At 62.3% G+C, this 23894-nt stretch carries 21 protein-coding genes; 19 read left to right on the top strand and 2 right to left on the bottom strand.

The window, feature by feature from the left end:
* Positions 1-45 precede the first annotated feature (45 nt).
* The 15 genes from fabF (at position 46) to AC6R19_RS08225 (ending at position 13724) form a co-directional block, all read left to right on the top strand.
* Positions 46-1287 carry a beta-ketoacyl-ACP synthase II gene (gene fabF / locus AC6R19_RS08295; RefSeq protein WP_500579327.1) on the top strand — a complete coding sequence of 414 codons (1242 nt, stop codon included), beginning with the start codon at positions 46-48 and terminating at the stop codon, positions 1285-1287.
* A gap of 62 nt (positions 1288-1349) precedes the next feature.
* On the top strand, positions 1350-2120 hold the full coding sequence (locus tag AC6R19_RS08290; protein ID WP_500579326.1) for an aminotransferase class IV: 771 nt from the start codon (positions 1350-1352) through the stop codon (positions 2118-2120).
* A gap of 51 nt (positions 2121-2171) precedes the next feature.
* On the top strand, positions 2172-3242 hold the full coding sequence (mltG, locus tag AC6R19_RS08285) for an endolytic transglycosylase MltG (protein WP_500579325.1): 1071 nt from the start codon (positions 2172-2174) through the stop codon (positions 3240-3242).
* 2 nt (positions 3243-3244) lie between these two features.
* Positions 3245-3868: a dTMP kinase gene (tmk, locus tag AC6R19_RS08280; RefSeq protein ID WP_500579324.1), complete on the top strand. Its 624-nt coding sequence runs from the start codon at positions 3245-3247 to the stop codon at positions 3866-3868.
* Positions 3869-3916: 48 nt separating this feature from the next.
* The gene (locus tag AC6R19_RS08275) at positions 3917-4933 is read left to right on the top strand and encodes a DNA polymerase III subunit delta' (RefSeq protein ID WP_500579323.1); all 1017 of its coding nucleotides are present in this window, start codon (positions 3917-3919) and stop codon (positions 4931-4933) included.
* A 190-nt stretch (positions 4934-5123) separates the two neighbouring features.
* Positions 5124-5477 carry a PilZ domain-containing protein gene (locus AC6R19_RS08270; protein WP_500579322.1) on the top strand — a complete coding sequence of 118 codons (354 nt, stop codon included), beginning with the start codon at positions 5124-5126 and terminating at the stop codon, positions 5475-5477.
* A 7-nt stretch (positions 5478-5484) separates the two neighbouring features.
* Positions 5485-6261, top strand: coding sequence for a TatD family hydrolase (locus tag AC6R19_RS08265; RefSeq protein WP_500579321.1), 777 nt, complete (start codon positions 5485-5487; stop codon positions 6259-6261).
* Positions 6262-6288: 27 nt separating this feature from the next.
* The gene (locus AC6R19_RS08260) at positions 6289-6912 is read left to right on the top strand and encodes a dUTP diphosphatase (protein WP_500579340.1); all 624 of its coding nucleotides are present in this window, start codon (positions 6289-6291) and stop codon (positions 6910-6912) included.
* A 133-nt stretch (positions 6913-7045) separates the two neighbouring features.
* Positions 7046-8026, top strand: coding sequence for a malate dehydrogenase (locus AC6R19_RS08255; RefSeq protein WP_500579320.1), 981 nt, complete (start codon positions 7046-7048; stop codon positions 8024-8026).
* Positions 8027-8451: 425 nt separating this feature from the next.
* On the top strand, positions 8452-8973 hold the full coding sequence (locus AC6R19_RS08250) for a DUF2244 domain-containing protein (protein ID WP_500579319.1): 522 nt from the start codon (positions 8452-8454) through the stop codon (positions 8971-8973).
* Positions 8974-9052: 79 nt separating this feature from the next.
* A complete protein-coding gene (bcp, locus tag AC6R19_RS08245; protein ID WP_500579318.1) occupies positions 9053-9529 on the top strand; it encodes a thioredoxin-dependent thiol peroxidase in 477 nt (158 codons plus the stop codon).
* Between the two features lie 444 nt (positions 9530-9973).
* Positions 9974-10420 (top strand): helix-turn-helix domain-containing protein, encoded by a 447-nt coding sequence (locus AC6R19_RS08240; protein ID WP_500579317.1) that lies wholly within the window; start codon positions 9974-9976, stop codon positions 10418-10420.
* Between the two features lie 121 nt (positions 10421-10541).
* A complete protein-coding gene (gene yajC, locus AC6R19_RS08235) occupies positions 10542-10874 on the top strand; it encodes a preprotein translocase subunit YajC (RefSeq protein WP_500579316.1) in 333 nt (110 codons plus the stop codon).
* A gap of 71 nt (positions 10875-10945) precedes the next feature.
* Complete coding sequence (locus tag AC6R19_RS08230; RefSeq protein WP_500579315.1) at positions 10946-11956, top strand: D-cysteine desulfhydrase family protein; 1011 nt, start codon at positions 10946-10948, stop codon at positions 11954-11956.
* Positions 11957-12065: 109 nt separating this feature from the next.
* Positions 12066-13724, top strand: a complete 1659-nt coding sequence (locus AC6R19_RS08225) for an alanine/glycine:cation symporter family protein (RefSeq protein WP_500579314.1) — start codon at positions 12066-12068, stop codon at positions 13722-13724.
* Between the two features lie 297 nt (positions 13725-14021).
* Here the strand turns inward: AC6R19_RS08225 and AC6R19_RS08220 are convergent, their stop codons facing one another.
* Together AC6R19_RS08220 and AC6R19_RS08215 are read right to left on the bottom strand one after the other, a co-directional pair.
* Positions 14022-16160 (bottom strand): M4 family metallopeptidase, encoded by a 2139-nt coding sequence (locus tag AC6R19_RS08220; protein WP_500579313.1) that lies wholly within the window; start codon positions 16158-16160, stop codon positions 14022-14024.
* Positions 16161-16700: 540 nt separating this feature from the next.
* Positions 16701-18035, bottom strand: coding sequence for a glutamine synthetase family protein (locus AC6R19_RS08215; RefSeq protein ID WP_500579312.1), 1335 nt, complete (start codon positions 18033-18035; stop codon positions 16701-16703).
* A gap of 209 nt (positions 18036-18244) precedes the next feature.
* Here AC6R19_RS08215 and AC6R19_RS08210 point away from each other — a divergent pair, with 209 nt between their 5' ends.
* The 4 genes from AC6R19_RS08210 (at position 18245) to AC6R19_RS08195 (ending at position 23768) form a co-directional block, all read left to right on the top strand.
* Complete coding sequence (locus AC6R19_RS08210; RefSeq protein WP_500579311.1) at positions 18245-19552, top strand: NAD(P)/FAD-dependent oxidoreductase; 1308 nt, start codon at positions 18245-18247, stop codon at positions 19550-19552.
* 168 nt (positions 19553-19720) lie between these two features.
* Positions 19721-22054: a TonB-dependent receptor gene (locus AC6R19_RS08205; RefSeq protein ID WP_500579310.1), complete on the top strand. Its 2334-nt coding sequence runs from the start codon at positions 19721-19723 to the stop codon at positions 22052-22054.
* A gap of 131 nt (positions 22055-22185) precedes the next feature.
* Positions 22186-22866 carry a TetR/AcrR family transcriptional regulator gene (locus tag AC6R19_RS08200; protein ID WP_500579309.1) on the top strand — a complete coding sequence of 227 codons (681 nt, stop codon included), beginning with the start codon at positions 22186-22188 and terminating at the stop codon, positions 22864-22866.
* Positions 22866-23768: a 5'-nucleotidase gene (locus tag AC6R19_RS08195; RefSeq protein ID WP_500579308.1), complete on the top strand. Its 903-nt coding sequence runs from the start codon at positions 22866-22868 to the stop codon at positions 23766-23768. Before AC6R19_RS08200 ends, AC6R19_RS08195 begins: the two co-directional genes overlap by 1 nt.
* Positions 23769-23894 lie beyond the last annotated feature (126 nt).

Here is a 23894-nt window from a genome sequence, read left to right as displayed (position 1 = left end):
AAGGGCGGTTGCGGCAGCGCAGGAATGAATTTCGGGGGAACACGAGTGTCGCGTAGAAGAGTTGTCGTAACCGGAATGGGTATGGTGAGTCCGCTGGGCAATACTGTGGACGATACCTGGTCCGCCATGCTCGCCGGCACCAGCGGTGTAGCGCCGATTGAAACCTTTGATGTTTCGGCATTTTCCACCCGCTTTGCGGCCACGGTGAAGAATTTCGATCCGACGCCCTATATGCCGGCCAAGGAAGCGCGCAAGATGGACGTGTTTCTGCAGTACGGCATGGTGGCGGGCATCCAGGCCGTCGAAGACAGCGGCCTGGAAGTGAGCATTGATGATGCCCCGCGGGTCGGCGCCTGCATAGGTTCCGGTATGGGCGGCATCGCCGAGATCGAGCACAATGCGATGCTGATTGCGGAAAAGGGCCCGCGCCGCGTGTCCCCCTTCTTTGTGCCGGGCGCCATTATCAATATGGTCGCCGGTAACCTGTCGATCAAATACGGCATGCGGGGCCCGAATCTCTCCACCACCACCGCCTGTACCACCGGCACCCACGCCATAGGCCTGGGCATGCGCGCCATCCAGTACGGCGACGCCGATGTGATGGTATGCGGCGGTGCGGAAATGGTCACCACCCCGGTGGGCCTCGGCGGCTTTTGTGCGGCGCGCGCCCTGTCTACCCGTAACGACGACCCGCAGGCGGCGAGCCGCCCCTGGGATGTGGATCGCGATGGCTTCGTACTGGGCGAGGGTGCCGGTGTGCTGGTGCTGGAGGAGTATGAGCGGGCCAAAGCGCGCGGTGCCAGGATCTATGCGGAGCTGAGCGGCTTCGGTATGAGCGGCGACGCCTATCACATGACCTCTCCGCCGGAAGACGGCGCCGGCGCGGCCCTGTCGATGCAGAATGCCCTCAACGACGCGGGCCTGGACCCGAGCGGCATCCAGTACATCAACGCCCACGGTACCTCCACCCCGCTCGGTGACAAGGCGGAGATCAAGGCGGTGCACTCGGTATTCGGCAGTGCCGCCGACAGGCTCGCGGTCAGCTCCACCAAGTCCATGACCGGCCACCTGCTGGGTGCCGCCGGCGCCATCGAGGCGATTTTCTCGGTGCTGGCCCTGCGCGACCAGGTGGCGCCGCCGACCATCAACCTGGACAACCCGGACGAGGCCTGCAACGGCATCAACCTGGTGCCCATCGAGGCGCAGAGGATGACCATCGATGCGGTCCTGTCCAACTCCTTCGGCTTCGGCGGTACCAACGGCTCGCTGATCTTCAGGCGCGTCTGATTCGTTGCGCCAGCCACCAGGCTTCGGCTGGGGCGGGCGCTTCTCTCCTTTTCGGGGGCACCATGTCAGCACTCCCGCGCTTTTTCCACTGCGGCAAGACCGCGACCTCCCTGCCGCCGGACGATGACTACAGCGACGGGCTCCTGGAGACGATGCGCTGTCAGTCCGGCCGCCTGCCCCTGTGGCCCCTGCATCGCGCGCGCCTGCTGCGCAGCGGGCAGATCTCCGAGGTGGAGATGGCCCGGATCGAGACCTTTTTGCCGCAGATCGCGGCTTCTTGCCCTGGGAAGTCGGCCAAGGCGCGCTTTCGCTGGGGAACTATCGATGGCCGGACGCAGTGGGACCTGAGCCTGCTGCCGCTGGAACCCACCCCCGAGCTGGAGCGGGGGGCGCGCCTCTTTCTCTGCAACACGCGGCTGCAGACTCTCGAAACTGCCAACCCGGGCTGCAAATGCCTGCAGCGCGCGGGATATAATCGCGCCAAGGCAGAGCTGCCAGCCGGAGAGCCCTGCGACGGCCTGTTACTGGACGCAGAGGGGCGGGTCATCGAGAGCCTGCGCTGCAACCTGCTGGCCTGGCTGGGCGGCGATTGGGTCACGCCGGACCTGCGCCGCTGCGGGGTCCGCGGCGTGATGCGCGACTGGCTCGGCAGTCGCATACCTCTGCGGGAGGCCGATATGGACCTCGAAACGCTGTGTGCGGCGCAAGAGGTGGCCCTGTGCAACAGCCTGCGCGGTGTTATGCCAGTGCGGGAACTGATCGGTCGTCACAGCTGGCCCCTGGGGCCTGAGACGCGCCGGTTGCAGGTGCTGGTGGCGGAACACTTGTGGTGAAGTTCGCTGTTAAGCTCGTTATCTAAGCTCGTTGTCGAAGAATGTATCGTGGTGAAAAAGAAACAAGCAAAGCCCCGTAAACGCATCTGGCGCTACCTTCTCGGTGGAGTCTTTCTGGTGCTGTTGTCGGCAGCTGCCGGCCTCTGGGCGCTGCAGACTGCCCTGGTGCAGCCGCTGGCGGTCGGCGAGGATGGCCTGCGTTTCGATGTGAGCAGTGGCAGCAACCTATCGGCGGCACTGCGGGAGTTGGAAGAGCAGGGGGTGCTCAAGTGGCGCCGCCTGGTGCTGGCCTACGCCTACTGGCAGGGCCAGACAGGCATTCACGCCGGCGAGTACCTGTTGCCCCAAGGCAGCAATGCGATGGACCTGGTGGGACGCTTGAACCGCGGCGATGTGACCCGCTACCGCCTGACCCTGGTGGAGGGCTGGACCTTCCGTCAGGCACTGGAGCAGGTGCGCGCGGGGCGCAATATCGTTCACTCCGAAGCCGGTAACAGTGTGGACAGTGCGGCCCGCGCCCTGGGTTTCGACAGCGCCAATGACGAGAGCCCCGAAGGCTGGATCTTCCCCGATACCTATATCTACCGCTCCGGCACCACGGATATCGACCTGTTGCACCAGGCCTACCAGCGCATGCAGCGGGTGCTGGACGAGGAGTGGCGGGCGCGCGCCGACAATCTCCCCTACGGCTCGCCCTATGAGGCCCTGATCATGGCCTCCCTGATCGAGAAGGAGACCGGCCAGCCGTCAGAGCGCAGCGAGATTGCCGGCGTCTTTGTACGGCGGCTGGACAGGGGCATGCGCCTGCAGACGGATCCGACGGTCATCTACGGCCTGGGCGAAACCTTCGACGGCAACCTGACCCGCGCTCACCTGCGCCAGTCCACCCCCTACAACACCTATGTGATCGACGGCCTGCCGCCCACGCCCATAGCGTTGCCGGGGCGGGAGGCCATACGCGCAGCGCTGAATCCCAAGGAGGGCAACAGCCTCTATTTTGTCGGCAAGGGCGACGGCTCCCACCACTTCTCGTCCACACTGGCGGAACACAACAGGGCGGTGCGCGAATACCAGATGAAGCGGCGCGCCGACTATCGCTCCAGCCCCGCGAAAGGAGACTGAGGGTGCAGCGCGGAAAATTTATCGTCCTTGAGGGCGGCGAGGGGGTAGGAAAGTCCACCAACCTGCAGTTTGTGACCGACTGGCTGCGCGCGCGGGATATTTCCTTCGTGCAGACCCGCGAACCCGGCGGCACGCCGCTGGCCGAGGAGCTGCGCGAAATGCTGCTGCGCAGGCGCGAGGAATCGGTGGACCCCACCGCGGAACTGCTGATGGTCTTCGCCGCCCGGGCCCAGCACCTGGCCCAGGTGATAGTGCCGGCGCTGGAGCGCGGTGACTGGGTGGTTTGCGACCGCTTTACCGATGCCACCTATGCCTACCAGGGCGGCGGCCGGGAGCTGGACCGCGAGTTGATCGCACAGCTGGAGCAGACGGTGCAGGGGGGCCTGCGCCCGGACCGGGTGCTGCTACTGGACCTGGACCCGCAGACAGGCCTTGAGCGCGCCGCCAATACGGGTGCCGCGGACCGCTTCGAGAGTGAGCAGCTGGCATTTTTCCAGCGCGTGCGCGCCGCCTATCGCGAGCGCACCGAGGTCGCCCCGGAGAGGTACGCGGTGATCGATGCGAGCCGGCCGCTCGAAGAGGTGCAGCGACAGCTGCAATCAGAACTGGAAAAGCTTCTCCCGTAGGAGCGGCCAACGGCCGCTCTTACAAACTTATAGAAAGATCGACAACCAGTGCCCGAAACCGAACATTCGACAGTCCCCTCACCGCTGCCCTGGCAGGCGGATCAGTGGCAGCGCCTCGGCGCCCAGTGGCGCGCCGGCCGATGCCCGCACGCGCTGCTGTTGAGCGGCCAGGCGGGTCTCGGCAAGCGGCGCTTTGCCGAGGCCTTTGCCGCACTGGTGCTGTGCGAACAGCCGCAGCAGGGCCTCGCCTGCGGCCATTGCCGCGGCTGCCGACTGTGGCAGGCGGGCTCCCATCCGGATTTCCTGCGCGTGGAGCCGGAAAAGCCCGGCGGCCCCCTGAAAGTGGAGCAGATTCGCCAGTTGGGCGGCTTCGTCGGCCGCACCAGCGGCCGTGAGGGCGCGCGGGTGGTGTGGCTGGCGCCGGCGGAGGCGATGAACGTCAATGCCGCCAATGCACTGCTGAAAAACCTGGAGGAGCCGGCGGCCTCGGTGATCTTCCTGCTGATTACCGATTCTCCGTCTGGCCTGTTGCCGACCATTCGCAGCCGCTGCCAGTCAGTGGGATTTCCGGCACCCAGCGAGGAGTCGGCGCTGCGCTGGCTGCGGGAGGGCGGACTGGACGGCCAGGTCGCCCGGCGCGCCCTGGCCCTGTCCGGCGGCGCGCCGCTGCTGGCATTGGCGCTGGCGGAGCCGGAAGCCCGCGAGGCCCGCGAACAGTTTCTCGCCGATCTCACCTCACTGGCCCAGGGCGGCGCCAGTGCCGTGCCCCTGGCGGGACGCTGGGAAAATCCGCCGGAGGGCGTGGAATTGAGCCAGCTGTTGCAGTTCTGGCAGCAGTGGCTGGCGCAGATGCTGCGCGCGCGCAGCTGCGACCTGACCGCCGAAGGGCAGGTGATGGCGCTGTTGCAGCGGCTGCCGGGCACGGGCGAGGAGAGCCTGCGCCCGCTGTTCAATTTCTACGACCAGCTGCTGCAGGCGCGCCAGGCTCTGGTCGGCGGCGCCAACCCGAACAAGCGGCTGTTGGTCGAGGAGCTGATGATCCGGTGGGCCAAACTGTACAAGTAGGGTGCGCCGTGCGCACCATTTGACCTTGTTGGTGCGCGCGGCGCACCCTACCCGAGTCCCGAGTCCCGAGTCCCGAGTCCCGAGTCCCGAGTCCCGAGTCCCGAGTCCCGAGTCCCGAGTCGCGGAATTCTGGACACAACCGGTACGCTCAGATAAGTTACCGTCAAATCAAGAACAACGAGGTCCGGCCATGAAAGCCATGGGTGGCGGTGCCCGCAACGGCATCCTTTCGCTGAAGATCCAGGACAAGTCCGTGCTCTACGCGGCTTATATGCCGTTTGTGAAGAACGGCGGCCTGTTTATCAGCACCGACAAGTCCTACAATCTCGGCGACGAGGTATTCCTGCTGCTGAGCCTGATGGACGAGCCGGAAAAGGTGCCGGTGGCCGGCAAGGTGGTGTGGATCACTCCGGGCGGCGCCCAGGGCAACCGCACGCCGGGTATCGGCGTGCAGTTCAGTGACAAGGACAATATCGCCCAGAACAAGATAGAGACCTACCTGGCGGGCTCACTCGAATCCAACCGCCCCACCCACACGCTGTAATGTTTTCATGCTTGTAGATAGCCACTGCCACCTCGACAGACTCAAACTGGATAAATTCGACGGCGACCTGGACGCTGTACTGGACCTGGCCCGCAGCCGCGGCGTGGGCAAGTTCCTGTGTGTGGGCATCAGCCTGGAAAACGTCGACCGGGTAGTGGAGCTGGCGGGCCATTATGGCGACGTGGTCTGCTCCGTCGGCGTGCACCCGCTGGATGTGGACTCCGGTCTCGCCGATGTCGACAAACTGCTGGAAATGGCGCAGAAGCCCAACGTAGTGGCCCTCGGCGAAACCGGGCTCGACTACTACTACAGCACCGAGACGAAGGAAGTCCAGCAGCAGAGCTTTGTCGCTCACCTGCGGGCGGCCGACCGCGCCGGGCTGCCGGTCATAGTCCACACCCGCGACGCCCGCGAGGACACCATCGAGCTGATCCGCGAACATGGCAGCCGCGAGCACGCCGGTGTGCTGCATTGCTTTACCGAAAGCTGGGATATGGCCAGGGCCGCGCTGGATCTCAATTATTATATTTCCCTGTCCGGCATCGTGACCTTCAAGAATGCCGGGGAGCTGCGCGATGTCGCGCGCAAGCTGCCGCTGGACCGACTGCTGGTGGAAACCGATTCCCCCTACCTGGCGCCGGTTCCCTACCGCGGCAAGCCGAACATTCCGGCCTACGTGCGTGAGGTCGCTGAGTTTATCGCCGAGCTGCGCGGCATGCCGTTCGAGCAACTGGCCGAGACCACCACTGAGAACTTCTACCGATTGTTCCCCCGGGCCGCCTGAGCCCGTCAACTGGATTCAACCTCGATGATGAAACAACAATTGCAGACCATGCTGGCGCTGCAGGATGAGATCAATACGCTGGTCAACAACAACTGGCGCGCACAGAACTTTGCCTGGTACCGGGCCATCTGGGTCGAGAGCGCCGAGCTGCTGGACCACTACGGCTGGAAGTGGTGGAAAAAGCAGGAGCCGGATATGGACCAGGTAAAGTTGGAACTGGTGGATATCTGGCATTTCGGGCTCAGCCTGGAACTGCAACAGGGCAGCCCGGAGCAGGTGGCGGCCCATATGCTCGAGGAGCTTGGGGCAGCACAGCGCAGCGCAGGCGATTTCCGCGCGGATCTGGAAGCCTTCACGCTGAACACGCTGGCCAGCAAGCAGTTCGACCTGGTCGGCTTTGCCCAACTGCTGGCGGACGCGGAGATGTCCTTCGACGAACTCTACCAGCGCTATGTGGGCAAGAATGTGCTTAACCGCTTCCGCCAGGACAACGGCTACAAGGACGGCAGCTATGTAAAAAACTGGGCCGGTCGCGAGGACAACGAGCACCTGGCAGAGATTGCCGGGCATTTGGACACTTCTTCGCCAGATTACAGTGAACGCCTCTACACGGCACTCGACAGCCGCTATCGCGAAGTCGCCATTGCCTGAGTCACGCCTGCGCATCGATCAATAATTGCGCAAGTGCCATCCTACGACCAGGGTCTTTAATATCGCCGCGCGAGATGAAATTTGCTCGCAAGGCTCTATAATGCGGGCCGCTTACAAACGAGGGAGAACTATCGTGAAAGCACCTGTTCGTGTTGCTGTTACCGGCGCCGCCGGTCAGATCAGCTATTCGCTGCTGTTCCGTATCGCTTCCGGCGAAATGCTGGGCAAAGATCAACCGGTTATCCTGCAGCTGCTGGAAATCACCCCGGCCCTGGAAGCGCTGAAGGGCGTTGCCATGGAACTGGAAGACTGTGCCTTCCCGCTGCTGGCGGGCATCGTCCAGTCCGACGACGCCACCGTGGCCTTCAAGGACGCCGATTATGCGCTTCTGGTAGGTGCGCGCCCGCGCGGACCGGGCATGGAGCGCAAGGACCTGCTGGAGGCCAATGCCGCCATCTTCTCCGCCCAGGGCAAGGCCCTGAACGACGTTGCCTCGCGCAATGTGAAAGTACTGGTTGTCGGTAACCCGGCCAACACCAACGCGCTGATCGCCCAGCGCAATGCGCCGGACCTGGATCCGCGCAACTTCACCGCCATGACGCGCCTGGACCACAACCGCGCCCTGTCACAGCTGGCCAACCAGACCGAGTCCAGCGTGAACGACATTTCCCATATGACCATCTGGGGCAACCACTCCTCCACCCAGTACCCGGATCTGCACCAGGCCAAAGTGGCCGGCGAATCCGCGATGGACAAGGTGGCCCAGGACTGGTACGAGAACGACTTTATCCCGACCGTGCAGCAGCGCGGTGCCGCCATCATCAAGGCCCGCGGCGCTTCCTCCGCGGCCTCCGCTGCCAACGCCGCCATCGACCATATGCGCGACTGGGCACTGGGTACCAAAGAGGGCGACTGGACCAGCATGGCCGTGTACAGCGACGGTTCCTACGGCATCCAGGAAGGCCTGATCTACTCCTTCCCCTGCACCTGCAAAAACGGCGACTGGGAAATTGTCCAGGGCGTCGACATCAATGCGTTCTCCCGCGAGAAGATGACCGCCACCGAGCAGGAGTTGGCGGAAGAGCGCGACGCAGTGGCGCATCTACTGCCGTAAAATCGCGAACTTTATCGGCTTGTCGATATAAGACCCGCACCTCGGTGCGGGTTTTTTATTGACTGGGTGTCGAGTGTATGGTGTCTTGCGGATTGGCCAGTTATTTCAGCAATTCTAGAGTATGGGAGATATATACAGCGCTCCCAAAAGCGATCTGATGATCGATAAGTGTCAATCTATTGCAGACGAATTTGCCAGGGAAGAGAGCTACATTCTCAGCATCTTCTTCTGCCGTGCTCTTACGAGCAGGAAAAACCCCTGTATCGTATAAGGCACAATATCAAACCCCGTAAACAGGCGGTCTGCGGTGGCAGTCAGGTCGGTAGTTGAACCGGCGGCGGAATAGCTCTCATTATATTTTCATATCGGGAAACAGGAGGGCCGATGCTACACTTTTAAAAGTGCAGTATCCGGACCAGCCCCCTATGGTTACTCAAGTCGGCCGCACCTCGCCCCGCAGCGCCTGTATCCTGCTGCAGCCCAATCAATCCCTGTCCCTCTCCGGCAATCTGTGGGTATTCATCTCACTGGTGGCCGTGTCACTGGGAATCAGTCTCGCCTTTGCGCTGGCCGGCGCCTGGATGATACTGCCGTTTGCCAGCCTGGAGCTGCTGTTGCTGGCGGTATTGTTCGGCTATGTGTACATGGAGGGTACCCGTCGGGAGGTGATCCGCATCAGTGGCGAGCGGGTGGTGCTGGACTGCTGCAAGGGGCATCGACAGCAGAGTGTGTATCACCGGGAGTTCGCGCGGGACAGCCTGGCGGTGCTGGTGCGCGTGGGGGGCAGTGCCACCGAGCCGGCCTCGGTGAGTTTCAGCGGCCCCGAGGGCTGCCTGGAGGTGGGGGACTTCCTGACCGACGCAGAGCGGGCCGACCTGGTGCAAAAGCTCAACCAGTGCGGTATCTGCGCCCGCCGGGAAAAGGGTTATCGGCTGCAGGAGTTTTGACTCCGGCTATCAACCCCCATTCTTTCCACACTTTTCGCTATAATCGCCCCTCATTTCGCAGCAGTTAACGGGGGGACTCATGGCATTTCCGAAAATCGGCAACCTGGCGCCGGCCTTCACTCTGACCAACCAGAATGGCGACAAGGTGTCGCTGAAGGACTTCCGCGACAAGCGCAATGTGGTGCTCTATTTTTACCCCAAGGCGTTGACACCGGGATGCACCACCCAGGCCTGCGGTATCCGCGACAGCGCCGCCGACTTCGCAAGGCTGGATACCGTCGTGCTGGGTGTGAGCCCGGACCCCGAGGCCAGGCTGCAGAAGTTCATCGACAAGCACGAGCTGAACTTTGACCTGCTCGCCGACGAGGATCACAAGGTCGCCGATAAGTACGGCTGTTGGGGCCTGAAGAAGTTCATGGGCAAGGAGTACATGGGCCTGCTGCGCACCACCTTCATCGTCGACAAGAGCGGCCGCCTGCGCCATATCATCGACAAGGTGAAGACCAAGACCCACCACGACGAGGTGTTGAACTGGGTTGCCGAAAACCTGGCCTGATCGCAGGCCGGGCTTCCCGGGCGGGGCGGCGCCGGAGCCCCCCCCCGACGCCATTTCCCTCCCGTTTCTGCGCGTAAAGCGTCATTTCATTACGTCAAAATGTACATTCGTACCATTTTGGCGCTGAACTGTCTTTGTGACAGGATCTAAAAAAACTGGTTGTCGCCCCTTGCATTCTGATTTCTTGGTCTATACTGGCTGATGTGAAGGAAAGGTGCGCCGGCATCGCAGTGGTATCCCCCTGGGAGGTTGCCGGTGCAGTTAGTGTAAAAAATGTACAGCTCTGTGAAGGATTCGATGTCTGTTTCAGGTGCATCCCCCGCACCCGGGTAGTAGCCCGCTCCTATAGAAGATGGTTTTGAGCAGGTTGAGGCGATAGGGGTTCGCAGGAGGCGGACATAGAAAAAATAACTGCGGCTCACGGAACTCAAAAGGAGCAGCTCGATGAACCAATTCCAACCCGACCAAGCCTCGCTTTCAGAAGACAAGCCGCTTCAGCAGGCCAGGATATCCGGAGATCCCAATATCCTGGACCAGTTGCTGGCACCGCCGGAGGCAACCAGCTTCGGCATTGCCGCGCGGGTCATAGACGTACTGGAGCAACGCATCGGCAAGGCGTCGCTGGCTATCCGCCCGGTGGCCTCCGACCTCAGCATGTCCACCCGCACTCTGCAGCGGCGCCTGCAGGAGCACAACCTCAGTTTTGCCTCGCTGCGCGACCATGTGCGCTTCCGCCACGCGGTGCATTTCCTGAAGGACACTGCGCTCAGCGTGGATGGCATTTCGCGGATCCTGGACTTCTCCGACAGGACCAGCTTTACCAGTGCCTTCAAGCGCTGGACGGGCATGTCGCCGACCGGCTATCGCCGCCAGGTGCGTCAGCGTTTCTGACCCCGGGCGTCGGCAGTGCGGGGTGATCACACGACCGACGATCGCCCCGTTGCGTTGCCTCGGCAGGGCAAACCCGTTAGAGTTGGGCGCAATTTTATAGGCTGACTCTTTGAGGATTTGCATGAGCTTCTTTATTCCCTCTGCTGTGGCACAACAGGCAGCTCCGGCGCCGCAGGGTAACCCTCTGGTAACCCTGCTGATGTTTGCAGGTCTGTTTGCGTTTATGTGGTTTTTCATTATCCGGCCGCAGCGCAAACGCCAGAAGGAGCACCAGGAGCTGGTCAGCGCGCTGAAGAAAGGCGACGAAGTCGTTATGACCAGCGGCATGCTGGGCCGTATCGACAAGGTGGACGACGATTACATCGTGCTGGAAGTTGCCGACAATATGTCGCTCAAGTTCCAGAAGGTAGCCGTCCACGCGATACTCCCCAAGGGTACCATCAAGAAGATCTGATGGATTGTTGCGATTAGAGATTGAAAACCCGGCAGCTGCCGGGTTTTTTATATTAGGAATAGGGAGCTACGATGGACGTCACTTATCCACCGCGGGTCGGGCTGGCCCATTTGCCTACCCCGCTGCAACTGCTGGACCGTATCACGGAAAAATTCTCCACTCCCCACGGCGGGCCGCGTATCTGGGTAAAGCGCGATGACCTGACCGAGACGGCCATGTCCGGCAACAAGCTGCGCAAACTGGAGTTTATCGCCGGCGAGGCCCGGGCACAGGGCTGCGACACATTGATCACCTGCGGCGGTATCCAGTCGAATCACTGCCGCACCACGGCTCTGGTGGGCGCCCGCCTGGGGATGCGGGTGCAGCTGATACTGCGCGGCGAGCCGGAGGAAATCCCCGACGGCAACCTGCTGGTGGACCAGATCGCCGGGGCCTCGACGGCCTTCTACCCGCCGCGCAAGTTTTTCGAAGAGCTGCCCGAGCTTTTCTCCCACTGGCAGGAATTTTATGCTGAGCGTGGCCACAAGGCCTTCTGCATCCCCACCGGGGCCAGCGACGGCCTCGGCATCTGGGGCTATATCGCCGGCGCCGAGGAGCTGCTGATGGGCTGCCGCGAGCACGGCTTCGAGCCGGAACATATCGTCTGTGCGACTGGCAGCGGCGGAACCCAGGCCGGGCTGACGCTCGGCTGTCACCTTCTCGGCTCGGAGGCCTGTGTAACCGGCTATGCGGTTTGCGATAACGCCGAGTATTTCCAGCGCAAGGTACGCGAGGATGTTCGCCAGTGGGCGAGCCTGAGCGGCAATTCCATTGACGAAAATGCACTCAATGTGCAGGTCAATGCGGACTATATAGGGCCGGGATACGGGGAAGCGGAAGAACCCGTGTACCGCGCCATCGCCCAAGCCGCCAGCCTGGAGGGCTTGCTGCTGGATCCGGTGTACACCGGCAAGGCTTTCTACGGCATGTTGCAGGAATTGCACAAGGGCAGCTATCAGGATTGCGAGAATCTGGTATTCGTCCACACAGGCGGTCAATTCGGCTTGTTCCCGCACCGTGAGATGTTCCCTTTCGTTTTATGATGGGACCATTACTGTTCTACTGTTGCGGAAACTGCTAACCTGCGCAGCAAATTACAGCTGCATCTGTATAGAAAACAATCAGAATTAATTTAGAGTAGTGGGGGTCAGTTTGGAATCCTTCAATCAACTGCTGTTATCGCTGGATGGCATGCTCGGTTCAGCGCCCTGGTTTCCCTGGGTGTTGCTCGGTGTGGGCCTCTTCTTCACCGTTTATCTTGGCTTCCCGCAGATCCGCTACTTCGGCCACGCGATAAAAATCGTTCAGGGCAAGTACGACAAGCCCGGCGATCCCGGCGATACCTCCCACTTCCAGGCGCTCTCCACCGCGCTGTCCGGCACCGTGGGCACCGGCAATATCGGTGGTGTGGGGCTGGCGATCTTCCTCGGCGGGCCGGCGGCCCTCTTCTGGATGTGGATGACGGCCTTCCTCGGTATGACCACCAAATTCGTCGAGGTGACCCTCTCCCATAAATACCGTATCAAGGCCGCCGACGGCTACTACGCGGGCGGGCCCATGTTCTATATGGAGCGCCGCCTGAACATGAAATGGCTGGCGGTGCTCTTTGCAATCGCTACCGTAATCAGTTCCTTCGGCACAGGCAGCCTGCCGCAGGTGAACAATATCGCCCAGGCCATGCACGACACCTTCGGCCTGGACAAGATGTTGACCGGCGGCGTCTTGGCCATTCTGCTGGGCATGGTGATCATCGGCGGTATCACCCGTATCGCCAAGGTCACTTCGACGATAGTGCCGGTTATGGCGGTGTTCTATATCATCGGCGCACTGGCGGTGATCCTCTACAACTACCAGAACATCATCCCCTCCTTCCTGGCCGTATTTGAGAACGCCTTTACCGGAAGTGCTGCGGCTGGCGGCTTCCTCGGTGCCACCTTCGCCTACGCCTTCAACCGCGGTGTCAACCGCGGCCTCTTCTCCAACGAGGCGGGGCAGGGCTCGGCGCCGATTGCGCACGCCGCGGCACGCGCCGACGAGCCGGTTTCCGAGGGTATGGTGTCCCTGCTGGAACCGTTTATCGACACCATCATCATCTGTACCCTGACCGGGCTGGTGATCCTGTCTTCCGGTGTCTGGACAGAAAAGTTCATGAACAAGTTTGAGCGCGCCGACCTGTTCGCCGTGGCTGGCAGTTACAGCGACAAGGACCCGGAAGACGTACAGGCACTGTTCAACTACCTGAACGGTCGCGAGAGCGATGTGAAGCCTTACAGCGGCTCAGTGGTCGTGGCGGACGGCCACGCGCTGAACCAGAAGGAGTTCACCCTGATTCACGCGCGCTCGGTGGCGGAGGATCTCGAATTCCGTGTTGGCGGTGACAATTTCAGCGGCGTGCTGACAGTGGTGGACGGCAACTTTGCCAACCCCAATGTGGATATCTGGGGCAACTCCCTGGTGCACTCCGTGGCCCTGACCAACAAGGCCTTCCAGCGCGGCTTCTTCGGCGATTACGGCAGCCTGATCGTAACCCTGGGGATACTGTTGTTCGCCTTTTCCACGGCTATCGCCTGGTCCTATTACGGCGACCGCTCGATGATCTACCTGTTCGGGCCCAGGGCGGTAATGCCTTACCGCCTGGTCTATGTTGTGGCCTTCTTCTGGGCCGCGATCGAGGACACTACCATCATCTGGAACCTGTCTGCGGTGGCGATTGTGATCATGACACTGCCCAACCTGTTCGGCATCATGGTGCTGCACAGGGAAATGAAGGATACGGTGAAGGAGTACTGGAAGGATCCCAGCCATAAATAGAATGATGACAAATTTGTCGGGAACAAATTTGGACAGCCCGAGGCTGCCCGCGAAGCGGGGGAGGCGCAGGGAAGTGCCTCATCAATGCGGAATGATGAATGCGCCATGAGGTGAGGCCCTGCTACCGGTGGCGGCTGGCAAATGTTTACCGATCAGGTTTTTTGCCAGCCTGCCACCGGTGGCAGGGCCGGGCCGGAGCTCTCAGCAGCGTGGATTCCGCAAGCATTGATAGGTCCGCACTTCAAAATGAAAGGGGCAGCCGATTGGCTGCCCCTTTTTTGTTGCATCAATTTAAAGTCACGGATTTGCCTGGGCCTCCAGGGTCACTCCCGAGTAGGAGGAGTAACCGCGGATGCTGATATACCAGGTGCCCGACTGCGGGTTGCTGAAGCTGCAGGTCTCGTCGTTGCCCCAGCGGTACGGACGGCAGTCCCAGCTGGAGGTCGTGGGCTGGGCACCGTAGCGCACATAGAGATCGCCGTCACCGCTGCCACCGGACATCTGCACGTCCAGGGATGACATGCCTGAAGACACGTCCAGGGTGAAGTGCTGCCAGGAGCCCTGGCTGCCGGAGAGGTTGGTCTCCACCCAGCCGTCGCCGCTGCCGCCACCGTCTTCATCGAAGCTGCCCACCAGGCTGACGCCGGAGAAGCTGCTGTAGGCGCGTACCATCACATAGTAGGTGCCGGCCTGGACGTTGGAGATGTTGCAGGTCTCGCTGTTGCCGTTCAGGTAGGGGCGGCAGTCGTAGCTGGAGGTGGTCGGGGCCGAGCCGAAGCGCACGTAGAGATCCGCGTCTCCGCTGCCGCCGGAGATCTGGAAGCTCAGGTTGCTGGCGCCGGCGGGCACCTCCAGGGTGTAGTGGATTTCGTCACCGGTGCTGCCGGACAGGTTGCTCTCCGCTACGCCGTTCTCAAGCTCACCACCCCCCGGGTTGCCGCCACCGCCACAGTTGGCAGTCGAGACGCCCACCGTATCGAAGGCGGAGGTTACCGCGGCCTGGTCGTAGCCCAGATCGCTGGTAGCGGAGAGAACACCGCAGGCGGCATCGATATAGTCGGAGGTTGAGCTCCAATACATCTGGTTGGCGAGCACGAAGATATCGAAGGCCTTGTGCGTATCCCAGCCGCTGGTGTTGGCGATCAGGTAGAAGGCGCGGTTGTAGACCCCGGAGCTGTAGTGCACGTCCATGCCCGAGTAGTAGTCCGAGGCGTGGCCGATGGACCTGCCGTCCCGAGTGGGATCGTCCATATAGCGCAGGGCGCCGCTGGCCTTGTAGATATCCGCACCCACCATCCAGTCGTTGCTGCCGCGCATATAGAACTCGGCCGCCTCGCCGGCGATATCGGAGAAGGCCTCGTTGATACCACCGGGCTGCGCCGAGTACTGCAGGTTGGAGTTCTGCTCGGTAAAGCCGTGGCTGACCTCGTGGGCGGACACGTCCAGGCTGACCAGCGGGTGGAAGGTGCTGCCACCGTCGCCGAAGGTCATCTGGGTGCCGTCCCAGAAGGCGTTTTCATAGTTGTTGCTGTAGTGCACGCGCATACGCAGCTTCTGGGTCAGCGGTGCAGTGCTGTACCAGTCACTGTACATGTTGAAGACCACATTGCCGAAGAAGTGGGCATCGTTCAGCGGCGAGTAGGCGCCGTTGATCGTCTTGTAGTCGTTGTACGGACAGGTGAACTGGAAGATGCTGCCGCCGCTGGTGGCGTGGTTCATGTCCACCGTTTCCACATTGGCCGTGTCCATGCGGCAGCTGTCGTCGACGGTCATCACCGGGTAGTCGGTGCCGTACTCGTAGAGACCTGTCTTCTGGTTGCCGCCGGGGCCGGTGGCATCCTGGGCGTGGGCGATGCCGTCCCAGTGCTCCAGTACTTCGCCGGTCAGCGCGTCGATGAAGTAGAAGGGGCGGGAGGGCTCATCGCCGTACTCGACCCAGTTCACCAGGTAGGCGAGACGTGCACGGTCCTGCTCATCCACGTGGATATAGAGCTGCTGGTGCTGGTTCTTGGCCGCCAGCTTCAGTGCGGGAACCGAGAGGGCGCCCTGGATCAGGCCCTGCTGGGCGCGCTGGTTGACCAGGTGGCCCATGGCCCTGTCCAGGGCATTGTCGGCCTTGATGGAGGCGCGGACAGACGGCACCTCCAGGCTCAACCCTGTGAGTACTTCGCCTTTCACCTCAGCGGCAACTCCCTGGCCGCTACTGGTGATCGTCTGACCCCAGACCGGAAGACCCTGGTGAGTCTGCCGGTAGCGGGTGACAACTTTGCCATTGGGGAGGGTGCGCGAGCGCACCTGCTCCAGGGCGATATCTGAACCCGCGACAGCGGTGAGCGCCTGGGGCGAGAGCATGTCCGGGGTTGCCGGAACCCGATCCGCCGCCTGGGCGCTGACTGCCATGGCCAGTGTGCAGGTAAATCCTACTAGATGCTTCATTGCTAGCTTTTCCTTATTGCTTTTATCTAGAAAGCGGCCGTGTATCGGCGAGGGATTGCCTCGGCACAGGGACCGCCGCAGCGGCGGCAACTGTGTGATACAGGCCGGGCGTCGTTGGATGGTCAGACTGCAGAAGATGGCCGGGCGCCGGAGGTGGGACCGTCTGCACGGTATGGCGCACCGCTTTCTCAAACCGGGTGTCCGGGATTGCCGGACGAGTCACAGAGTACAGCTTGTACTCCGGCAGGCAATAAATAGGTGATGGGAAGTTTAATTAATTAAAAAGTTTTGATCTTGTTTGCGCCATTTGTCACAAAACTGAGATAGTTGTCCTATCCAATTGGTACTGGTGAGTATGTTAGCCGGTGTGTTTGCACACAGGCAGGGTAGAAGGCGCCGTGAATACGTGGAACGGCTGGACCAGCCGTCATACACAGCCGAAGGCTGCCCGCAGGGTGAGCGGCTCGGCGTTCCGAGCCATGGATGATCCGAATGAAAAAGCCCCGATGACGGGGCTTCTTCCAGAACTTGCGAAGGGCACTATACGTTCAACAGCAGGTATTCCCTCTCCCAGGAACTGATCACCCGGTTGAACTCCTCGTATTCGTCGCGCTTGATGGCGCTCCAGGCGCGGACGAACTTCTCCCCGAACATCTCCGCCGCCTCTTCGCACTCCAACAGCAGGCTGAGGGCGTGCTCCTGGGTGCGGGGCAGGGTAATCGGCTCCATGGAGCAGTCGCCCTTGTAGGGGGCGCTGGGGTTCACCTTGTTGATCATGCCCAGGTAGCCGCAGGCGAGTGACGCAGCGATCGCCAGGTAGGGATTGCAGTCTGCACCCGGGAAGCGGTTCTCCAGGCGTTTCCCCTGGGGCGAGCTGTCCGGTACGCGCAGACCCGTGGTGCGGTTGTCGTAACCCCAGTGCAGGCTGGTCGGCGCCGCCATTTCCGGCGTGAAGCGGCGGTAGGAATTCACATTCGGGGCGAAGAAGCTGATAAAACCCGGGGTGTATTTCTGCATGCCGCCGATAAAGTGCATGAAGGTGTCATTTTCCCTGCCGTCGTCATCCACGAAAATGTTCTTGCCGGTCTCGGCATCAACGATGCTCTGGTGGAGGTGCAGCGCACTGCCGGGCTCGTCCTCCATCGGCTTGGCCATGAAGGTGGCGTAGATGCCGTGGCGCAGGGCGGTCTCGCGCACCGTGCGCTTGAAGGTAAACACCTGGTCGGCGAGCGTGAGCGGGTCGCCGTGCAGGAAGTTGATCTCCATCTGCGCGGTGCCGGACTCGTGAATCAGTGTGTCCACGTCCAGGCCCTGGGCCTCGCTGAAATCGTACATATCCTCGATGATCGGCTCGTATTCGTTGGCCGCGTCGATGCTGTAGGACTGACGGGTTTTCTCCGTGCGACCGGAGCGGCCAACGGGGGCGGAGAGCTTTTCGTCCGGATCCAGGTTGCGCTTGACCAGGTAGAACTCCACCTCCGGTGCCACTACCGGCTTCCAGCCCATGGCGTAGTACTTGTCCAGCACGAACTTGAGGATATTGCGCGTGCTGATCGGGTGGGGCTTGCCGTCGCGGGTGTAGCAGTCGTGAATGATCTGCGCCGTGGGCTCGTTGGCCCAGGGGTTCAGGCGAATGGTGTTTGGGTCGGGTTCCAGCAGCATATCGGTGTCCGCCGGGTCCACCAGTTCATTGTGTTCGTCTACGTACTCGCCGGTAACCGTCTGTACCAGGATGCTCTCCGGCAGGCGGCTGTCTTCGGTCAGGAACTTGTCCGTGGGGGTAAACTTGCCCCGCGCATTGCCGGACATATCGGGCACCAGACACTCAACCTCTGAAATATCGTGATCTGCGAGCCACTTTGTAATCTTGTCCATTTTGCACCTTGATCGAAAATGATCTTTCCCCGTTTGGGTTGCATTAGTATACGCCCGGCCGATATCCGGCGGGCCTGTGTCATCGAGTGGGGATTGCCCGATCACAGGCTTTGATTATGACAAGAAACCGAATTATTATTCAATATAAATTGAATGATTATTCGGTTTTTCGGGCGCGGGTCCGGGAGACCTCATCGGGAGACGTATCTATGACTGCCACTGGCACTGTAACCAAGCTCGTCGGCCACACCGACTCCTACTATGCGTCGAGTGCCAATCCGGCGCCGGTCTACCCGGCGCTGGATGGTACCGTCGAGGCGGACGTCTGCGTGATCGGCGCCGGCTACACCGGCCTGTCGACGGCGCTGCACCTGGCGGAGCGTGGCTACAAAGTCGCGGTGCTGGAGGCGGAGCGCATCGCCTGGGGCGCCTCGGGCCGCAACGGTGGCCATGTCGGGGTAGGGCAGCGCAAGGGGCAGGAGGACCTGGAGAAGATGCTCGGCCTGGATACCGCGAAAAGACTGTGGGACATGAGCGTCGAGGCGGTGCAACTGGTCGAGGGCCTGATCGACAGGCACAACATCCAGTGCGACCTGAAGCGCGGCATCATGCACCTGGCCGCCAAGCGCAGCCACAACGAGGACCTGAAGGAGGAAGCGGAACTGCTGCGGGAGCGCTACGGCTACGAGCAGATCCGCTATGCGGAGGAGGCTGAGGTCCGCAGCCTGGTCGGGTCCGAGCGCTACTTCGGTGCGCAGATAGACAGTGGTTCCCTGCACCTGCATCCCCTGAATTACGCCCTGGGACTGGCCGACGCGGCGGCCGCGGCCGGGGTCGAGTTTTACGAGCACAGCCGCGTCACCAGGTACAGTGGCGGCTCCCCCTGTGTCGTCGAGACCGCGAAAGGGCAGGTGAAAGCAAAGAATGTGGTGCTGGCCTGCAACGGCTACCTGGGTAAACTCGAACCGCGCATGGCCGGCAAGATAATGCCGATCAACAACTTCGTGCTGGCCACCGAGCCCTTGCCGGAGTCCCTGGCAAAAGAGCTGATCGCCAACGACTATGCGCTCCAGGACACGTTGTTCGTGATCGACTACTGGAAGCTCTCCGGCGACAACCGCCTGATCTTCGGCGGCGGCGAGAACTATACGTCCAGGTTCCCGCCGGATATCCGCGGCTTCGTGCGCAAGTACATGCTGCGCGTCTACCCGCAGCTGGCGGACACCCAGATCGACTTCGGCTGGGGCGGCACCCTGGCGATCACCCTGAACCGCATGCCGCACCTGGGGCGCCTGGAACCCAATGTCTATTACAGCCAGGGCTACTCCGGCCACGGGGTGCCCACCGCTACCCTGGCCGGCAAGCTGATTGCGGAAGTGGTGTCCGGTACCGAGGAGCGCTTTGATATACTGGCGCAAATTCCGACACCGACTTTCCCTGGCGGCACACTGCTGCGCTGGCCCGGCCTGGTGGCGGGAATGCTCTATTACAGCCTCAAGGACAAGTTGGGCAGCTGACGGCTGCCCTCCGCAAGCGCATTTCCGGGGCGGCAATTAGGAGCAAATTTTCATATTTGAATAATTGTTCGGTTTGTGGGATAACAGACTTTCCACTTCATTCGCTGGGGTGAAGCCATCGGCGGTATCGGATGAGCAACCCTGATAAAAAAAACGACGGGGGCGACCATGCCTGAATCAACCAAAGCTCTGCACAACAACAAGCACGCGCTGGCCGCGGCCATAGGTGCGGCGGTAATCGCCGTCAGCACCGGCGCCGCGGCGGCGGAAATCGAAGAGGTGACGGTGACGGCGCAGATGCGTGCCGAGTCCCTCAAGGATGTGCCCATGGCGGTGAGCGCCTTCACCGGCGACACGGTCAAGAACAGCAACCTGAACGATTTCAAGGACCTCTTCGCGCTGACGCCCGGCGTGTCCGGCGAGACCAACGATTCCTTCTTCGACGCCGTCTCCGTGCGCGGCGTCAACAACAACAGCTTCGGCAGCGGCAGCGATCCGGCCCTGGGCGTATTCCTCGACGGCGTCTACCAGAGCCGCACCGGCGCCACCCCGAGCATGTACGACCTGGAGCGGGTCGAAGTGGTCAAGGGCCCGCAGGGCACCCTGTTCGGCCGCAACACCGCCTCCGGCGCCATCTCCATGGTGTCCCGCAAGCCCGGCGACAGCTTCGCCGGCGAGGTCTCCGTGGGCGCAGGCCAGTATGGCCGCCAAGAATTCGAGGGCAGCCTGGACATGCCCCTGGGTGAGAACCTGGCGGTGCGCATCGCCGGCATGCACCAGCAGGAGGACGGCCATGTGGAGAACCTGGCCGGCGGCCGCGACCTGGGCGCCAGCGAGACGGATGCGATGCGCTTCACCGCCGTCTACGACGGCCTGCAGAACACCACCGTCACCCTGATGGCCCAGTACGAGGACCGCGTCAGCGACGGCACCATCTACCGCGCGCTGGATACCGGCGGCGACTACGACCAGGTGTACAACGACGTGCAGGGCCTGGACGAGTCCGGGATAGGCGACGTCATCCTGACCGTGGAACACGACCTGGCCGGCGGCAGCACCCTGACTTCCATCACCGGCTACAAGACCCACAATTACACCTACGTCGAGGACTTCGACGGCACCGCCGATCCCGTCGACACCTATGTGCGCGATCAGAGCGGCGACTTCTTCAGCCAGGAGTTCCGCCTGACCTCCAACAACAGCGGCATGTTCAACTATGTCCTCGGCGCCTCCTACTACCAGGAGGACCTGGAGGCCTTCTTCGCCGGCATCGACCACGAGGACTTCATCTGCGACGGCATCTACGCCGACGAGTGGGAAGAGGGACTGGGCAGCTTCGACACCTGTGCCAGCCTGCCCCAGGACGTGATCGACGAGGCCTTCGGTTTCGAGGGTGAACCCTGGGAGTATGCGCCGGGCATGCTGTCCATCGAGGCGGCGGACACAGTCGGCGACTACTCCGGCTGGGGCGTCTTCGCCAATACCACCTTCGATTTCACCGACACCACCAGTCTCGGCCTGGGTCTGCGCTACACCCGGGACGAGAAGACCTACAGCGTCGATTCCCCCTGGCCGGATACCTGGACCGGCGGCTGGAATTACCAGTCGATGTACACCGACGGCCCCATTACCGGCGAAAACACCTGGAGCAACGTCTCCGGCCGCGCGACCCTGACCCATCACTTCAACGATGCGGTCACCGCCTACGCCAGCGTCGCCACCGGCTACAAGTCCGGCGGTTTCGACTACCTGTCCTACCACATCACCGACCCGGCCTACGGCAGTGATGAAGACAGCCAGTACGAGTGGCTGGACGAGCAGGGCTACGAGGTCAACGCCGACAACGCCGAGCCGAGCCGCTTCGACGAGGAAAACGTGTTGTCCTACGAGCTGGGCCTGAAGGCGCGCCTGCTGGACAACCGCCTGGCCCTGAACGCCGCGGCCTTCCAGTACACCTACGACGATTTGCAGCAGGCCTTCTTCGTCGGCGCCGCGGCCATCACCCGCAATGTGGGCGAATCCCAGGGGCAGGGCCTGGAAGTGGACGCCCGCTGGCTGATCACCGACAACCTGGACCTGTATATGGGGCTGGCATGGCTGGACACCGAGTTCACCGGCGCGCCTGCGGAATTCTGTGAAGGCTGTGATGGCAACGAGATGGCCTTCTCGCCGAACTTCTCCTCCGCCACCGTGCTGACCTACCACCAGCAGACCGGCCTCGGCGAGATGACTTACTCCGCCGAGTACACCTTCACCGGCGAGCAGTGGTCCGACCTGGAAAATACCGAGGCGGTGAAGCTGGACAGCCGCGATACCTTCAATTTGCGGGTTGCGCTGACATCCGCCGACGACAGCTGGACCGCCGGCCTCTACGCGGAGAACCTGTTCAACGAGGAATACTACAACTGGGGTTACGCCGAAGCGCTGTACAACCTGCCGGCCACCAAGACGGATCCGTCCCGCGGCCGCGTGCTGGGCGCGAACCTGGCTTACCGCTTCTGATTTTTGCCATCTCACAGGATGGACTCCGGAAACCGGCGCCCTGCGCCGGTTTTTTTATGGCCGGAATCATGCGCGGAAAGCCGGTATCAATTGGTGGTAAACTGGCGCCAGTCCAGAAAAGGGAAGTGACCTTGTCCAACGCCGAACAGAGAAAACGCAAGAGCCAGTTGACCCCGCGTCGCGAGCCGGTGCAGGCCCGCGCCCGCGAGCGCGCGCGGCAGATTCTCGACACCACCGGGCGCCTGCTGGAAGAGGTGGGGCTCAACGACCTGACCACCATCCTGATCGCCAAGGAGCTGGGCGTGTCCGTGGGTTCCCTGTACCACTACTTTCCCAACAAGCACGCGATCCTCTACGCGATGGGCGAGCAGTGGCTGGCCAGCATGACCGCCGCCCTGGAGGAGCTGGCCCAGCAGGACCTGGAGCAGATGTCCCTGGAGACCTTTATCGCCGAGTTGCTGGAGCGGCTGCTGGCGGTCTACCGCGAGCAGCGCGGCCTGCTGCCGCTGGTGCAGGCCATGTGGGGCATCCCTGAACTGCACGAGCTGGACGAGCGCCACGACGAACTGGTGATCAGCCACCTGACCGCCATGTACAAGCGCCTCGGCTTCGTCTGCCCGCCGAATGAAATGAACCGCCTGGCCCGCGCCACCCTGGAGACCTGCCACGCGCTCTTCCTGGTCATCGTGAACCAGGCGGGCGTGCGCTCCGATCGCACTCGCGACGACCTGCAGCAGATGTTGTTCACCATGCTGAACGCCCACCGGGACGAGGCGCGCCCGTCCGGCCTCGACGACGTGGAGGCCCCCTGATGGCACAGAGGCCCGACAAACTGGTGATCGCCATCTCCTCGCGGGCGCTGTTCAACCTCCAGGACAGCCACCGGGTGTTCGAGGAGCAGGGACTCGATGCCTTCTCCGCCTACCAGATCGAACATGAAAACGACGTGCTGGAAAAGGGCGATGCCTTCCCGCTGGTGGAGAAGTTCTTGCAGATCAACCAGCGCCTGGAGGGCGATCCGCGGGTGGAGGTGATACTGCTGTCGCGCAACAGTGCCGACACCGGCCTGCGGGTGTTCAACTCCATTGAGCACTACGGGCTGGATATCACCCGCGCCGCCTTCTGCAACGGCGAGAGTCCCTATCGCTACATAGCGCCCTTCGGCTGCCACCTGTTCCTGTCCACCGACGGACTGGATGTGCGCCGCGCGCTGGAACAGGGGGTGGCCGCGGCGACCCTGGTCGCCGGCGGCGCCCGCGAGCGCCGCGACGACACCCTGCGCTTCGCCTTCGACGGCGACGCGGTGATCTTCTCCGACGAGGCGGAGCAGATCTTCAAGCGCGACGGCCTGGCCGCCTTCGCTGCCGCCGAGCGCGCCTCGGCGCAGCAACCCCTGGGCGGCGGCCCCTTCAAGGGTTTCCTCGAGGCGCTGCAGCAACTGCAGGCGGAATTCGGCGCGGACAGCTGCCCGATCCGCACCGCCCTGGTCACCGCCCGCTCGGCGCCGGCCCACGAGCGGGTGATCCGCACCCTGCGCGCCTGGAATATCCGCATCGACGAATCGGTATTCCTGGGCGGCCTGCCCAAGGGGCAATTCCTGCGCGCCTTCGGCGCTGATGTCTTCTTCGACGACCAGCCCAGCCACTGCGCCTCGGCCGCCGAACACGTGGCTACCGGCCATGTGCCTCACGGCGTGGCGAATGAGGTGGAGTAGGGGGCGGCCCAAAGCTCCTGTAGCCATACGAGTCCTGAACGCCGACGACACCACGCTGCCGCGGCCTGAATAACCACCGGCCGAGGAACCTCCGCACCCGACGTGTCGGGGCGAACTTTGTGTTCG

It is taken from the genome of Microbulbifer sp. SE14 (assembly GCF_059834885.1).
This window is presented reverse-complemented; position numbering and strand designations above follow the sequence as displayed.

Bases quoted from the DNA above. Each gene is read 5' to 3' on its own strand.
- AC6R19_RS08290 (WP_500579326.1), top strand. From the start codon at position 1,350: ATGTCAGCACTCCCGCGCTTTTTCCACTGCGGCAAGACCGCGACCTCC.
- AC6R19_RS08270 (WP_500579322.1), top strand. From the start codon at position 5,124: ATGAAAGCCATGGGTGGCGGTGCCCGCAACGGCATCCTTTCGCTGAAG.
- AC6R19_RS08265 (WP_500579321.1), top strand. From the start codon at position 5,485: ATGCTTGTAGATAGCCACTGCCACCTCGACAGACTCAAACTGGATAAA.
- AC6R19_RS08260 (WP_500579340.1), top strand. From the start codon at position 6,289: ATGAAACAACAATTGCAGACCATGCTGGCGCTGCAGGATGAGATCAAT.
- AC6R19_RS08250 (WP_500579319.1), top strand. From the start codon at position 8,452: ATGGTTACTCAAGTCGGCCGCACCTCGCCCCGCAGCGCCTGTATCCTG.
- bcp (WP_500579318.1), top strand. From the start codon at position 9,053: ATGGCATTTCCGAAAATCGGCAACCTGGCGCCGGCCTTCACTCTGACC.
- AC6R19_RS08240 (WP_500579317.1), top strand. From the start codon at position 9,974: ATGAACCAATTCCAACCCGACCAAGCCTCGCTTTCAGAAGACAAGCCG.
- yajC (WP_500579316.1), top strand. From the start codon at position 10,542: ATGAGCTTCTTTATTCCCTCTGCTGTGGCACAACAGGCAGCTCCGGCG.
- AC6R19_RS08230 (WP_500579315.1), top strand. From the start codon at position 10,946: ATGGACGTCACTTATCCACCGCGGGTCGGGCTGGCCCATTTGCCTACC.
- AC6R19_RS08220 (WP_500579313.1), bottom strand. From the start codon at position 16,160: ATGAAGCATCTAGTAGGATTTACCTGCACACTGGCCATGGCAGTCAGC.
- AC6R19_RS08215 (WP_500579312.1), bottom strand. From the start codon at position 18,035: ATGGACAAGATTACAAAGTGGCTCGCAGATCACGATATTTCAGAGGTT.
- AC6R19_RS08210 (WP_500579311.1), top strand. From the start codon at position 18,245: ATGACTGCCACTGGCACTGTAACCAAGCTCGTCGGCCACACCGACTCC.
- AC6R19_RS08205 (WP_500579310.1), top strand. From the start codon at position 19,721: ATGCCTGAATCAACCAAAGCTCTGCACAACAACAAGCACGCGCTGGCC.
- AC6R19_RS08195 (WP_500579308.1), top strand. From the start codon at position 22,866: ATGGCACAGAGGCCCGACAAACTGGTGATCGCCATCTCCTCGCGGGCG.